This is a genomic window from uncultured Oribacterium sp. (assembly GCF_902481605.1).
Lineage (GTDB): Bacteria > Bacillota > Clostridia > Lachnospirales > Lachnospiraceae > Oribacterium > Oribacterium sinus.
In genome coordinates this window covers 1-14,186 of record NZ_CABSXI010000060.1, presented here as the reverse complement: position 1 = coordinate 14,186, position 14,186 = coordinate 1, and the positions used below count along the sequence as shown (strand labels likewise).

Annotated in this window: 17 protein-coding genes and 1 pseudogene; all 18 read right to left on the bottom strand. The window is 44.1% G+C overall.

What is annotated here, in order from left to right:
• Positions 1-52: 52 nt before the first annotated feature.
• Positions 53-601 carry a Holliday junction resolvase RecU gene (locus RDQ32_RS09065; protein ID WP_304071889.1) on the bottom strand — a complete coding sequence of 183 codons (549 nt, stop codon included), beginning with the start codon at positions 599-601 and terminating at the stop codon, positions 53-55.
• Positions 574-1,713 (bottom strand): tryptophan--tRNA ligase, encoded by a 1,140-nt coding sequence (trpS, locus tag RDQ32_RS09060; RefSeq protein WP_308580139.1) that lies wholly within the window; start codon positions 1,711-1,713, stop codon positions 574-576. Before trpS ends, RDQ32_RS09065 begins: the two co-directional genes overlap by 28 nt.
• Positions 1,714-1,820: 107 nt before the next feature.
• The gene (locus RDQ32_RS09055) at positions 1,821-2,210 is read right to left on the bottom strand and encodes a YraN family protein (RefSeq protein ID WP_308580138.1); all 390 of its coding nucleotides are present in this window, start codon (positions 2,208-2,210) and stop codon (positions 1,821-1,823) included.
• 16 nt (positions 2,211-2,226) lie between these two features.
• The gene (locus RDQ32_RS09050) at positions 2,227-2,880 is read right to left on the bottom strand and encodes a ribonuclease HII (protein ID WP_308580136.1); all 654 of its coding nucleotides are present in this window, start codon (positions 2,878-2,880) and stop codon (positions 2,227-2,229) included.
• Between the two features lie 51 nt (positions 2,881-2,931).
• Positions 2,932-3,819: a ribosome biogenesis GTPase YlqF gene (gene ylqF / locus RDQ32_RS09045; protein ID WP_308580134.1), complete on the bottom strand. Its 888-nt coding sequence runs from the start codon at positions 3,817-3,819 to the stop codon at positions 2,932-2,934.
• Positions 3,820-3,828: 9 nt separating this feature from the next.
• Positions 3,829-4,356: a signal peptidase I gene (lepB, locus tag RDQ32_RS09040; protein ID WP_308580132.1), complete on the bottom strand. Its 528-nt coding sequence runs from the start codon at positions 4,354-4,356 to the stop codon at positions 3,829-3,831.
• A 127-nt stretch (positions 4,357-4,483) separates the two neighbouring features.
• On the bottom strand, positions 4,484-4,837 hold the full coding sequence (gene rplS / locus RDQ32_RS09035) for a 50S ribosomal protein L19 (protein ID WP_040648518.1): 354 nt from the start codon (positions 4,835-4,837) through the stop codon (positions 4,484-4,486).
• Between the two features lie 175 nt (positions 4,838-5,012).
• Positions 5,013-5,747 carry a tRNA (guanosine(37)-N1)-methyltransferase TrmD gene (trmD, locus tag RDQ32_RS09030; RefSeq protein WP_308580130.1) on the bottom strand — a complete coding sequence of 245 codons (735 nt, stop codon included), beginning with the start codon at positions 5,745-5,747 and terminating at the stop codon, positions 5,013-5,015.
• A complete protein-coding gene (rimM, locus tag RDQ32_RS09025; RefSeq protein WP_308580129.1) occupies positions 5,744-6,268 on the bottom strand; it encodes a ribosome maturation factor RimM in 525 nt (174 codons plus the stop codon). Before rimM ends, trmD begins: the two co-directional genes overlap by 4 nt.
• Before the next feature lie 50 nt (positions 6,269-6,318).
• Positions 6,319-6,546 carry a KH domain-containing protein gene (locus RDQ32_RS09020; RefSeq protein ID WP_007156146.1) on the bottom strand — a complete coding sequence of 76 codons (228 nt, stop codon included), beginning with the start codon at positions 6,544-6,546 and terminating at the stop codon, positions 6,319-6,321.
• Positions 6,547-6,572: 26 nt separating this feature from the next.
• Entirely contained in the window at positions 6,573-6,812 is a 240-nt protein-coding gene (rpsP, locus tag RDQ32_RS09015; protein ID WP_007156147.1) for a 30S ribosomal protein S16, read from the bottom strand.
• Positions 6,813-6,912: 100 nt separating this feature from the next.
• The gene (ffh, locus tag RDQ32_RS09010; RefSeq protein WP_308580128.1) at positions 6,913-8,292 is read right to left on the bottom strand and encodes a signal recognition particle protein; all 1,380 of its coding nucleotides are present in this window, start codon (positions 8,290-8,292) and stop codon (positions 6,913-6,915) included.
• Positions 8,282-8,596 carry a transcriptional regulator gene (locus RDQ32_RS09005; RefSeq protein ID WP_308580126.1) on the bottom strand — a complete coding sequence of 105 codons (315 nt, stop codon included), beginning with the start codon at positions 8,594-8,596 and terminating at the stop codon, positions 8,282-8,284. Before RDQ32_RS09005 ends, ffh begins: the two co-directional genes overlap by 11 nt.
• Positions 8,597-8,675: 79 nt before the next feature.
• The gene (ftsY, locus tag RDQ32_RS09000) at positions 8,676-9,551 is read right to left on the bottom strand and encodes a signal recognition particle-docking protein FtsY (RefSeq protein ID WP_308580124.1); all 876 of its coding nucleotides are present in this window, start codon (positions 9,549-9,551) and stop codon (positions 8,676-8,678) included.
• Positions 9,552-9,560: 9 nt separating this feature from the next.
• Positions 9,561-12,824, bottom strand: a complete 3,264-nt coding sequence (gene smc / locus RDQ32_RS08995) for a chromosome segregation protein SMC (RefSeq protein WP_308580122.1) — start codon at positions 12,822-12,824, stop codon at positions 9,561-9,563.
• Positions 12,805-13,530: a ribonuclease III gene (gene rnc, locus RDQ32_RS08990; protein ID WP_308580121.1), complete on the bottom strand. Its 726-nt coding sequence runs from the start codon at positions 13,528-13,530 to the stop codon at positions 12,805-12,807. Before rnc ends, smc begins: the two co-directional genes overlap by 20 nt.
• Before the next feature lie 2 nt (positions 13,531-13,532).
• Positions 13,533-13,769 (bottom strand): acyl carrier protein, encoded by a 237-nt coding sequence (acpP, locus tag RDQ32_RS08985; protein ID WP_007156153.1) that lies wholly within the window; start codon positions 13,767-13,769, stop codon positions 13,533-13,535.
• Between the two features lie 156 nt (positions 13,770-13,925).
• A pseudogene (locus RDQ32_RS08980) lies at positions 13,926-14,186 on the bottom strand (phosphate acyltransferase); the annotation flags it as partial.

The window sequence follows — 14,186 nt, the reverse complement described above, 5'->3', positions numbered from 1 at the left end:
AATAAGTCTTATTGTTCATTAAAGCTTATTGTTCATTAAAGCTTATTGTTCATTAAGACTTATTCATCTCATTCAAGCACAAAATATCCTGATTTAAAGCCTCCAAAAAATGAACCAGCAAATCCCGTTTCGCCTCTACCGGAAAGGCTTCCCGTAATTCGTCATAACGAAAGCTTTTCTTGCCCCCCTCTTCCATCCGCTGATAAAAGTATTCCAGCTCCCGATAAGGAACATAGTACTTCTCTCCTCTTTTGCTGAAGGACAGGATAATAAAGCTGATGCCCCCCTGCAGCATAAAGCGCTTCATAAAATCCATTTGATGGGCATGAAGGTTTTGCAGAGGAAAGGAATCCTTGTGACATTCCTTAGCATCAAAACAAATGGGAATCCCTTGAACAATTCCCATATAATCCACTGTGGACTTCTTATCAAAATAAGCCAAAGTGATTTGTTTATGGCTTTGATCCAACTTAATAGGGGTAATGGGGGTGGGAATCTTTTGAATGAGGGCTAAATTCTTTTCCTCATACAGCGCAATGGTATGATTAATTTCCTCTTCCAAAAGAGAGCCTCTTAGCCCTCGTGACTTCCATGTACCCATGTTTCCCATTCCTGAATGATGGAATTGCCCTGGAAGTAATTGATTTTCATGGCTTCACATACTTCTCCCAAGGTTTCCTCTGTCCGCTGTCTGGCCAGCTTAGTGCCCTCCAAGAGAATCTCATAAACCTCCGGAATATTATTCTCCCAGTGCTTTCTCTTCTCTCGGATAGGCTGTAGGATTTCTTCCATTACAGCCAGTAATGTCTTCTTACATTTAACATCTCCAAGACCGCCTCGCATATAATACTCCTTCATCTCCTCCAGATTCTGATAGTCCGGACAGAAACGAGAGAAATCTTCCTTTGGTGCAAAGGCATCCAGATAGGTAAATACGGTATTGCCCTCCACATGTCCCGGATCCGCCACATTAATGTGGGTAGGATCGGTATACATGCTCATAATCTTTGTTTTTACCGTACTTGGATCATCGGAAAGGTAAATACCGTTTCCTAAGGACTTACTCATCTTCGCCTTACCGTCCGTACCCGGCAGTCTTCTCTGGCTGGAATGCTCCGGCAAAAGAATCTCCGGCTCTAAAAGCACTTCCTTTTGGTACAGCTGATTAAACTTACGAACAATTTCCTTACACTGCTCAATCATAGGAAGCTGATCTTCTCCTACCGGCACGGTAGTCGCCTTAAAAGCGGTAATATCCGCAGCCTGAGAAACAGGGTAGGTGAAAAATCCCGCAGGAAGACCTACCTCATTGTCATTGATACTTTCTCCCCCATGGAAGCCCCGGAGCTTCATCTCCGCCTTCACGGTGGGGTTACGACTCAGTCTTTGGGTTGTTACCAGATTTAAATAATAAAAGCTGAGGGTATGGAGAGCCGGTAATCCGGACTGGATACAAATGGTACTTACATTGGGATCAAGCCCCACGGAAAGATAGTCCAAGGCCACCTCGATAATATTATCCCGAATCTTCTTGGGATTATCGTAGTTATCCGTTAATGCCTGGTCATCTGCAATCAAAATATTGATCTGATCATATTCTCCGGAATTCTGTAAATCCACTCTTCTACGTAAAGATCCTACATAATGTCCCAAATGTAATTTTCCTGTGGGACGATCTCCGGTTAAAATGATTTTCTTTCCTGTACTTCCCATTTTTCTCTCCTTAAACCTTAGATACTTCTTTATTTTCTTGAAGTATTTATAATAATCGAAAGTCTTTCTTCTTATTTATAACCTTGCCAAGTATACCATAAATTCTCTTAAAAGGCATTTTGAATCAGCTGAATCTTCTCTCCTTCTATACTGACCACATCAAAGCGACAGGCTGTTTCTGTCAAAGAATATGCATGTTTACAAAGATAGGCGGTAGCCCAGGTACGAAGTCTCCTTTGTTTTCCTCTATCCACTGCATAAATACCGGAAAGATAGCTATGTTCCTTCCTGCCCTTTACCTCTATAAAGCAAAGCATCTCCCCATCCTTCGCCACTAAATCCATTTCCAGATGATGAAAACGACTGTTTCGCTCCAGAATTTCATAGCCCTTTTCTTCCAAAAAGGCCACAGCCCGGTCTTCAAATGTCTTTCCCTTCAGGGTATTAGAAATATTGGGAGCCTTGATACCTGCTTTGTCTTCTTCTGTCTTTCCCATCGGTACTCCTAAAGTTTTACGATTGTCCGGCATAGAGCTTTTTTAAAAAGCTCCGACGATGAATGGGGCAGGGGCCATGCTCTAAAATAGCTTCTGTATGGGCTTTGGTTCCATAGCCCTTGTGCTTATCAAAGCCATATTCCGGATATTCCTTGGCATAGTCCAGCATAAGGTGATCCCTACTTACCTTGGCCAGAACACTGGCTGCCGCAATGGACAAAGACTTGGCATCCCCGTGAACGATAGGAATTTGTGGAATATCCACCAAAGGAATTCTTACCGCATCATTTAGCAAAAGGGAGGGAGTAATAGAAAAGTTCTTCTCCATCTCCTCTATAGCCATTCGCATAGCCTCATAAGTTGCCTGGAGGATATTGATTTCATCAATTATTTCCGGAGAAACGATGCCGATTCCATAGGCTATCGCATTTTCCTTAATTTCAAGAAAGAGAGCTTCTCTCCGCTTTTCCGTCATTTTCTTGGAATCATTAAGGAAATAAAAATGATGTTCCTTCGGTAAAATGGCGGTAGCTGCCACTACCGGTCCAGCTAAAGGTCCTCTCCCGGCTTCATCCACTCCGGCAACATAGGGAAGATATCCATGTTCTTCCTCCAATTGCCACATTTCCTTTAAACGGGCTTCCTCTTTAAGTCTTTGTGCTTCTGTCATGCCTTGGCCTCATTTCTATAAAGCGCTTCTTCCAAGCATTATCTTTCCTCTTTATTCTACTGCTGAATCCTCATCCCCTTCATCAGACCATTTACCGGGATGCTCCAGACTGATTTTCCCCAGTCTTCCACTACGAAAATCATCCAAAATCAGACGGGAGACTCTGGTGTAGTCCACATCTCCCCCCTTCTTGATACAGGCTCTTTTTACGGCAATCTTATCCATAATGGAAAGAGCCGCTTCCCCCTCCTCCGGTTCTATTCCATAGCGCTCCAGAATCGCCTTGGGATAGTAGCGGACAAGGTATTTTAAGAAATAAAAAACCAGATCCTCTATCGGTAAAATATCATCATTGATGGAACCAATCAGTGCCAAATTATAGCCCACGATTTCCCGTTCAAACTTCGGCCAGGTAATTCCGGGAGTGTCCAAAAGCTGTACATTCTTATCCAGCTTAATCCACTGATTTCCTCTGGTAACCCCGGGCTTATTACCGGTCTTTGCAGTGGAACGCCCCACAAAAGCATTAATAAAGGTGGATTTTCCCACATTGGGAATGCCTAAAACCATGGCTCTAACCATCTGAGAGGAAATGCCCTTTTTTCTGTTCTTCTCATAAAGGGGTTGGGAAGCCTCTTGAATCAATTTGTTTACCCGTTTTACGCTGGCCCTGTTTCTTGCATCAATCCCCATGGTAAAGAAGCCTCTTCTTTGGAAGTCCTCCATAAAAAGCTTGCTGCGCTCATCATCCGCCAAGTCCAGCTTATTAAAGAGCAAAATTCTAATTTTATCCTTAGCCAGCTGGTCGATTTCCGGATTTCTGGAGGAATTGGGACAACGGCTGTCAATAACCTCTACGATTACATCACATAAAGGCAAATCCTCCTTCATTTTCCGCTTAGCCTTTGCCATATGACCGGGATACCACTGTATCTTCATTTTTCCTCCTTAGCCAATCAAGGATATTTTCCGAAAAGGAAAAATCCTGAACCAAACCCTGCCTATAATCTGGCTCTCCTGTATATTTCCCATATTTTGAAAACGACTGTCCTCCGATGAATCCGTATTATCTCCCAGAAGAAAATATTCATTTTCCCCAAGCTCCACCGGATTCTTGGCTACTCCCTCAAGGACAATGGGAGAAAGCTTGTCGGTTTCCAAAAGAGTGCCGTTGATATACACACGGCCGTTTTGGATAATCACGGTTTCTCCGGGCAGGCCTATGATACGTTTTATATTGTTGGACTTATCCTTTTTTTGAAAAAGTACCACATCATAGCGTTTCGGCTTTTTAAACTGGTAGAAAAATTCATCTACCAGTACCGTATCTCCCGCAGAAAGGGAGGGCTCCATGCTGTGACCGGAAACTCTTGCCAAAGAAAAAAAGCTATGCACCACAAACCAGGCCAGGGAAAGGATAACAATAAAATCCACTAAATTACGAATCCATTTTTGCAGTATTGCTTGTTCTTTCATGGGGCTCCTTTCCCTTCTGATTTTTCGTTTCTAAAGCATAGCAAGTATTTTTAAAGTACATCAACTATATTCTACACATTGCATCGATAATAAAAAAGGTGTCCCCTGAGGAACACCGCTTTTACTCTTATTTTGCAGCCTTAACCTTAGCAGCCTTACCAACACGGTCACGAAGGTAGTTCAACTTAGCTCTTCTTACCTTACCTCTACGAACCACTTCAATCTTCTCTACGAATGGGCTGTGGATTGGCCAAGTCTTCTCTACACCAACACCGTTGGATGTCTTACGAATAGTAAAGGTCTCTCTGTTGGATCCACCCTGAATCTTCAGAACAGTTCCCTCGAAAACCTGAGTTCTCTCTCTGTTACCCTCTTTAATCTTGTTGTATACCTTAACGGTATCTCCTGTGTTGAAGTCTGCCAATGCTTCTTTTCTCAGCTGAGCATCTTCAATTCCCTTAATGATTTCATAATTTGACATTTCTTTGTCCTCCATAATGATTCCATGTTCATACACGTCTTGCGTCAGCGGAACATATGATACGGTTTTCGTTTTGTCCTATTACAAAACAGCCCTAATAAATTACCACAAAGCCTTGGAAAATGCAAGCAAAATCCCTGCCTTTGCTACAAATCCCTGTCTTTGCTTCATTTTTTCATCTTTTCCGTTTCTTTTTTTCGATAAAAAGCTCCGGATTTTCTTCTCTATATTTTTCATATAACTCAGGTCTTTGTTCCTTCGTAACTCTAAGACTTTCTTCCCATCTCCACTGCCGGATTTTTTTATGATCTCCGGAAAGAAGAATTTCGGGAACCTCTCTATCCTGAAAGCTTCTGGGACGGGTATATTGGGGATATTCCAACAGTCCTTGGGAAAAACTTTCTTCTTCAAAGCTCTCCTTTTTGTTTAAAACCCCATCCTGCAATCGAGCTATGGCATCAATCATGATGACGGCAGGGAGTTCTCCTCCGGTAAGCACATAGTCTCCTATGGAAACCTCTTCCACCTCCAGGATATCCAAAGCTCTTTGGTCTATCCCTTCATAATGCCCGCAAAGAAAGAGGATATGCTCCTCCTTGGCTAATTCCATAGCCATGCTTTGCTTAAATACCTTCCCTCTGGGAGAGCAGTAAATCACTCTATCCGGTCTTCCCTCTCTTTGCACCAAGTCCTCAAAGGCGGAAACAATGGGCTGAACCTGCATTAACATTCCAGCCCCTCCCCCGAAGGGAGCATCATCCACATGGCCGTGGGGATCCTCTGTAAAATCACGGATATTTACACAATTTAAGGATAGCTTCTCATCTTCCATGGCTCTTTTCATAATGGAATGGGATAGGGCATTTTCAATCTGTTCCGGGAACAGAGTAAAAACAGTAAATTTACTCATAGCTCCAGCAATCCTTCCATCAGGTGAATGGCAATACGATTCTCCTTGATTTCATATACCACCGGAGGAATATGAGGAATAAGATATTCTTTTTCCTTTCCTTCTACGGAAAATACCAGGTTTGCCCCGGTTTCAATCACTTCCTTCACTTCTCCCAGGAGCTCTTTTCCCTCAATATAGACTTCCATTCCGATATAGTCCCCAAGGAAAAACTCATTTGCCCCTAAAGGAAGAGCCTGCTCTCTGGGAATCATCAAAGATACGTTACGATATTTCTCCGCCATTTCCACGGAGTCAATTCCCTCCAGCTGTAAAAGCAGGAATTCTCCTTGAAAGCGAACGGACTTGATTTTTCTGCTTTCAGAAAAGGAAGTATCCCGAAGTCCTTGACTTTCTCTTCGTAAAATCAATTCCTTTAATTGGGTAAAGCGTCTCGGTTCCTCCGTGGTGGGATAAACCTTCATTTCCCCTTTTAAACCGTGGGGCTTCAAAATCGTTCCTACTCGTAGCTCTTTTAACATCTTTCCTCCCTAGCGTGAAGAAAAGGTATGCCCTAAGACATACCTTCCCCTTACTGAATATCAATGGATATTCTGAGATTTTGCTTGGATGCAGCAGCATTCATGACAGAACGGATCGCCTTGGCGATACGACCTGAACGTCCAATCACCTTTCCCATGTCTTGCTCATTTACGGAAAGAGTTAGATGGATTTCTCCCTCCTTCTCTTCCATCTCAGCATGAACATCTTCAGGAAACTGAACCAATGCCTTTGCAATGGTTTCCAGTAATTCCTTCACGACAGCATCCTCCTTTGAAATAAGACTTAGATGTCAAACTTCTTCAGAAGTCTTGCAACAGTTTCTGTTGGCTGTGCTCCGTTCTGTAACCACTTCTTTGTCTCTTCTGCGTCTACCTTAAATACTGTTGGCTCCTTGGTTGGATCATAGTATCCAAGCTCTGCAATGAACTTACCGTTTCTTGGGCTTCTGGAATCTGCCACAATAACACGATAGTAAGGTGCGTGAATCTGTCCCATTCTTCTTAATCTGATCTTAACTGCCATTTCTTTTCTCCTTTGTGTGTGTTTAAAAAAATTTATTTCTACAGACTAGCTGTTGAAATGCTACATAAAATACTTGATGAAAATACAAGTTTCCTATCCTTTAGAAGGGAAATCCGCCGCCTCTTCCGAAGGGATTCTTCCCCATTCCCATTCCCGGGAAACCGCCGTGCTTACCCTTCATGGAACCGCCAAACTGCTTCATCATTTTCTGCATCTCTTCAAACTGTTTTACCAGCTTGTTGACTTCTGCAATATCCACCCCGGCTCCCTGAGCAATTCTTTTCTTTCGGGAGGGGTTCATAAGCTTCGGATTGGCTCTTTCCTTAAAGGTCATGGACTGGATAATGGATTTTACCTGCTTCATCTTCTTCTCGGAATCCTCCAGATCAATCCCCTGCATAGCCTTGTTCATACCGGGAAGCATTTTTAAAATTCCTGCAATTCCCCCAAGCTTTTGCAGCTGATTCATCTGATCCAGGAAATCATCATAGTTAAACTGTCCCTTGGACAATTTCCGAACGGATTCCTTGGCTTTTTCCTCATCCATTTCGCTTTGGGCTTTTTCAATGAGGGAAAGTACATCTCCCATTCCCAGAATGCGACCTGCCATACGATCCGGATAAAAGGGCTCTAAATCGGAAAGCTTTTCTCCCATACCAAGGTAAAGAATGGGCTGTCCGGTCATCGCCTTGATGGATAGAGCCGCTCCTCCTCTGGTATCTCCGTCGCACTTACTGAGGATTACGCCGTCGACTCCCACTTCCTTACTGAAGCTTTCCGCAACATTTACCGCTTCCTGTCCGGTCATGGCATCCACGGTAAGGATGGTCCAGTCAACAGGCACAGCAGACTTCATCCGCTTTAACTCTTCCATCAGAGCATCATCAATCTGCAATCTTCCGGCGGTATCCAAAATCAAAAGGTTATAGCCCTTTGCCTTGGCCTCTTCGTAGGCCTTCTTTGCAATTTCCTCCGGCTTAACCTGATTGCCTAAGCTGAAGAAAGGAATAGAAAGCTTTTCCGCATTGACACGAAGCTGTTCAATAGCCGCCGGTCTGTAAATGTCACAGGCCACCAGTAAGGGCTTTCTATGCTGCTTTTGGAACTTACCCGCAAGCTTTGCCGCAGTGGTGGTTTTTCCGGCACCCTGTAAGCCCACCATCATCAAAACCGTGATTTCACTTTGAGGACGAAGCTTTAGCTCCGTATTCTCCTCCCCCATCATCTTGGTCAGCTCGTCCCGTACAATCTTTATTACTGTCTGGGCCGGACTTAAAGAGGAGAATACCTCTTCTCCGATGGCGGATTCCTTGACCTTGGCAATAAAATCCTTTACCAGCTTGAAGTTCACGTCTGCTTCCAACAAAGCCATTCGAACTTCCTTTAAGGCAAGGTTTACATCCTCCTCGGAAAGCTTTCCCTTTCCGGATAAATTTTGAAATATATCACTTAAACGATCGGATAAACTTTCAAATGCCATGAATGATTTCTCCTGCTAATGCTTTGATTTCCGCATCCCGAGCCTTGCTCTGAATTTCTTCCGCACAACGCCGTATACTGAGCCACTTTTCTGCCAGGTGAAGATTCTCTTCGATGAACTTTAGCTTTTCGTCCGCCTTTCGAAATACCGCCTGGGCTGCCTGCCTGGTGATACCCATTTCCAAGCCAATTTCCGTAAAGCTCATGTCTTCCAAAATATGGTATTCATAAATCTGTCTTTGCTTCTCCTTTAACAGGCCGGAATACAGCAAAAACAGGTTTCCCTTTTCCACAAATGCTTCCATACTTCACCTCACGATATAGTAAAATAACAAAAAAGGCTCCCTCTGTCAAGCGTTTTTGTTGACAGCAGGAAGCTTTGCCTTAATGCAAGTCAAAAATGTCCTCTACATACTTCTTGGCATCAAAGCGCTGTAAATTCTCCACTTTTTCCCCGGTGCCCATGTATTTTACCGGGAGACCCAGTTCGGCCTGTATGGATAGGGCCATGCCGCCTTTAGCGGTGGAGTCCATCTTACTTAAGATGACACCGGTTACCTGGCTGCATTCTTTAAAGAGCTTTGCCTGGCTCATGGCGTTCTGGCCTGTAGTGGCATCCAAAACCACCAGAGTTTCTCTATAGCCTTCCGCAAATTCCCGGTCAATGATGCGGTTGATTTTTCCAAGCTCCTGCATCAGGTTTTTCTTATTATGCAGTCTTCCTGCGGTATCAATAATCAAAACATCCGCATTTTTCGCCTTAAAGGACTGGAGAGCATCAAAAACTACAGCCGCAGGATCGGAGCCTTCCTTTTGGTGAATCACATCCACCCCTACACGGTTTCCCCATTCCACCAGCTGCTCAATGGCTCCGGCACGGAAGGTGTCCGCCGCCGCAAGGATAACTTTCTTCCCTTTTTTCTTTAAATGATAGGCCAGCTTTCCGATAGAGGTGGTTTTTCCTACGCCATTTACGCCGATGACGGAGATAATACTTTTCTCCTGCTCAAAGGCATAATAGCCTTCCTCCACCATCATCAAATCCAAAATATAGTCCTTTAGAATCTTTTGCACATCCCGGGTCAAATTTACTCCCCGCTGATTGGCTTCGTGTTTTACCGCATCAATAATGCGCATACAGCTGCTATAGGAAACATCACTGAGAATCATCGCCTCTTCCAGCTCTTCATAAAAGGCCTCGTCCGCCACCTCATTGGATTGAAAAATATTATTCAGTATTTTGGTAAAAAAATTTGCCATGACGCCTCCTTATTGCAGCTGGTCTTCTACCAGGTCAACAGATACCAGGGTGGAAATCCCCTTTTCCTGCATGGTAACACCGAAAAGTCTATCTGCCCTTTCCATCGTTCCTCTTCTATGGGTAATGACAATAAACTGGGTGTTCTTAATCAAATGATGCAAATACTCCGCAAAGCGTACCACATTGGAATCATCCAATGCCGCCTCAATCTCATCCAATAGGCAAAAGGGAGAAGGCTTCAGACTTTGCAAAGCAAAAAGCAGGGAAATAGCGGTAAGCGCCTTTTCTCCTCCGGAAAGCTGCATCATATTTTGTAATTTCTTTCCGGGAGGCTCTGCCACGATACGAATACCGCTTTCCAGCACATCCTCTCCCTCTTCCATTTCCAGTCTTCCCTGTCCTCCGCCGAATAGAACGCGAAAAACCTTGTTAAACTCTACTTGGATCTTGGAGAAATTTTCATGGAACTGCTTCCGCATCCCTCGATCCAGGTCGGCAATAATCTCCTGCAAAGATTTTTCGGAAGTAAGAAGATCCTCCACCTGCTGATGCAGGAAGCTGTAACGCTCCGAAACCTCTTCAAATTGCTGAATACTGTCCAGATTTATGGGGCCAAGACTCCGGATATTCCCCTTCATTTCCTGAATTTCCTTGGAAAGCGCAGGATCTTCGCTAAGCTCCTCCCGGTAATACTGTTTCACCTCGGAGAATTGTAATCCATACTCTTCCAAAATATACAGGGCGGACTTGGCACTTTGCTCTTCCAATTTTTCCTTTTGATTTTCCAGGCGAAGAGCTTCCTTTTCCTGATTCAACTGAGCCTCTGCAAACTTCTCCTTTTCCGCAAAATATGCCTTTTGTTTTTCGGCAATCTTTTGCTTCTGCTCTTGAATCCTTTGCAGGCTTTCCTTTCTATCGGAAAATGCTTTTTCTCCCAAAGAAAGCTTTTCTTGCAATTTTTGGATTTCCTCCTCCTGATACAGTACGGATTCCTTTGACTGTTTTTCCGCCTCTTCCAGATCAAATTGCTCGGCAAATAGCTTTTCCAAAGCATCGCTGTAGCCATGCATTTGCTCTGTCAGAAAATCCGTCTTGGTGGACAGGGTTTGATACTCTAACTGCATCTTCGCCTGTAGCATAAGCTCCAGCTCGGAAATCCCCTTTTCCTGTTGATGCCGTTCTTCTTCCTTGGCGGAGAGCTCTTCTTCCAGCCTATTGCAGGCCCTCATCTTCTCCTCTACAGACTTCCGAATATTGTTGCAGGCTTCCTTTCCCTTCTCAATACCCTCCTTAAGCTCTTCCATTTCTCTTTTTCTTCCCATAAGAGAGGAATTGTTTTTATAGGCACCGCCGGAAATAGCTCCCCCTGCCTGTAAAAGCTCTCCTTCCAGGGTAACTATCCTTAGGCTGTGATGATATTTCTTTTCTAAGCTAAGAGCCTCCTCCATGCTTCTTACCAAAAGCACTCTGGACAAAAGGTAGTTCTCCAAGCCCTTACAGGACTCCGGAACCTTAATCAGGTCTGCAAATACCCCGATAACTCCCGCTTCCTTCTTTAAGCTGTCATATTTTTCATCCCGATTCTTCCTAAGGGATGGCAAAGGAAGGAAGCTGGCTCTACCCTGCCTCTCCCTTTTTAATTTTTCGATCAGTCGTTTTGCAGTGCCTTCATCTTCACAAACCAACTGTTGAAGACCGGAACCCAGGACTGTTTCCAGGGCTAATTCATAATCTTTGGGAACGGATATCAGCTCCGCCACCACGCCGATCAGGCCTTTTTCCCTAGCCTTTTCTCTCATACAGAAGCGAACCGCATTACCGAAGCCCTCATAACGCTCTGCAAGATTTTCCAGGTTCTCAAGGCGAAGGCTTTGATTTTCCACCGCCCTCTCCTGAGCAGCCAAACGACTCTTTTCGGATTCCAGCTCCTGTCTTTTTTCCTGCAATTCCCGGGAGAGCCCCTGCATACTTTGGAGTAAAGACTGAAATTTTTCCCGGGCTTTTTTCAGCTCCTCCTCTTTTTCCTGAAAGGCTAAAAACTGCTCCCCAAGATTTTCTTCCTCTTCCCCTGAAAGCTTTGGAGCTTCTTCAAAGGCAAAATTGTTTCCAAAGCAATTTTGTATGGTCATTTCCGCTTCCTTAATGGTGGAACGGATAAAATCCACATCCAGCTGTACCTCTGCCTTATCCTTACTAAAGGGAAGCAGGGAGGAAAACTGCTCCTGCATGGCAAATAAAGTAGCCGCCAAATCCTCCATTTTCCCAAGAAGCCGGCTACTTTCTTCTTTTAACTTTTCGATTTGATCCTGAAAATGCTTTTTACTGCTTTCTTTTCCGGAGATATCCTCTCGAAGCTGAGAAATCCGGCGTTCTATCTCCGCCTTTTCCGACAGATACTCTTCTTCCCGCTGTCGAATATTCTGTTCCTCCGCCTCTAAAGCTTCTCCCTCCCTTTCCATTTCTAAAAAGGCTTGGGTCAAACGATTTTGTTTCTCTTCCTCTTCCTTTTGATAATAGCTTAAGTTCTCGATTTTTTCCGCTAATTCCTCTAAGCCCTTCTCCGCCTCCTTCATTTCCAGAAGGAAAAAATTGGCTTCATAAAGCAAGAGCTTATCCCTAAGCTGTAAGTAATTTTTGGCTTTTCCGGACTGTCTCTCCAAGGGCGCCAGCTGCTTTTCCAGCTCTGACAGGATATCCTGAATACGCTCCATATTGGCCTGTTCTTCTTCCAGCTTTTTCTGGGAAATGTCTTTTCTTCTTTTGAACTTAACAATTCCCACAGCCTCATCAAAGAGGGCTCTTCGTTCTTCCGCTTTTCCGGAAAGAATCTTGTCAATCTGTCCCTGTCCGATTAAGGAATAGCCTTCCTTACCGATTCCTGTATCATAAAAAAGCTCGTGAATATCCTTTAAACGACATTCCGCATCATTTAAGCGATATTCCGATTCTCCGGAACGATACAGTCTTCTACTGACGGTGATTTCCTCATAGGGAAGGTTTAGAGCATGGTCAGCATTATCAAAGCACATGCTCACATAGGCATAGCCCTGGGCTCTCCTTAGGGCTGTTCCGGAGAAAATAACATCCTGCATGGAATTTCCACGAAGCTGTTTTACCTTCTGTTCTCCCAAAACCCAACGAACCGCATCAGAAATATTGGATTTTCCGGAGCCGTTAGGCCCTACGATCCCGGTAATACCGGGAGAAAAATCCAAAACAGTTTTATTGGCAAAGGACTTAAATCCTTGAATTTCAATAGACTTTAAATACATCCCCTGTTTCCACCTTTATTTTTTCTAATGCAAAATAGGCAGCCGCCTGCTCTGCCTTCTTTTTGGAGCTTCCCTCTCCAATGCCGTAAACTTCCTCATTGACCTTCACAGACACCTTATAAAAGCGCTGATGAAAGGGACCGCTTTCCTCCATCAATGCATACTCCAGAGGATAGTGTTTTGCCGTACAATACTCCTGCAACATGGTTTTCGCATCCTGAAAGAGGGTTTTATGCTCAATATCGGATAAAACCTTTCCCCGAACAAAACCTTCCGCCTTTTCCATACCGCCGTCAAGATAAATGGCTCCAATCACCGCTTCCAAAGCATCGGATAAAACGGAATCCCGAAATTGAATTCCCTCTCTTTCCTCTCCCTTTCCCAAAAGAAGATAAGAAGAAAGCTGTAGCGATTTTGCCACCACAGCCAGAGCCGATTCACATACCAATGCCGCCCGAAGCTTGGTCATCCTTCCCTCCTGAATCACCGGTTTCTTATGGTAAAGAAGGGTACTGGAAACCAGCTCCAACACCGCATCCCCCAGAAATTCCAGCCTTTGGTTGGAGGCTTCCTTGGGATGACCCATCTCATTGGAATAGGAGGGGTGGGTTAAGGCGTGCAATAAGAGCTTTTGATCTTGAAAGTGGTACCCCAAATCCTCTTCCAGCTTGGAAAGAGACGGAGTACTGCCCATGTTTTCCATCATTTTTATTTTCCTAAAGCCTTTAAAATAGCTTTGTGTGCTTCACCAACGGTCTTAATCTGAAAGCTTGCCTCTTCGGGAATTTCGATACCGAATTCTTCCTCAATTCCCATGATAATCTGTACAATATCCAGGGAATCTGCATTTAAATCCTCTACAAAACGAGAATCTTCCGTAATCTCCTCTTTCTTTACATGCTGCAATTCTCTGGCAATAATTTCCTTTAACTTTTCTAATTCCATAATACTGTCCTTTCTAAACTTAGGGCTTCAAAACTTTTGTTCATAACGAGTATCGTGCGCAAAGCGTGCGATATCTCGTTGAAGACACTTGTCCGGATTCTTTTCTAAATTTTTTTATTTTCTGATTCAGCTTCTTCTACGTTCTTTTGCACCGGCTTACGCCTCTTCCTTGCTTTCCTCTTCTTGATCGGAGAAGTCCAAGGCTTCAGCAATCTTCTTGGTCAAGCCCTTTTCTGCAAATTCCTTGGCCTGTCGAATGGCTGTAGTAATCTCTACCCCGTCTGTATTGCCGTGAACCTTTACCACCAAGCCCTTAAGTCCCAGGATAGGAGCTCCTCCATAGCTTTTGGCATCAAATTTTGTCATTCTTTTCCGTAAGGCAGAGGAAATCAAAGCACCGCCTACCAGAGAAAGAGG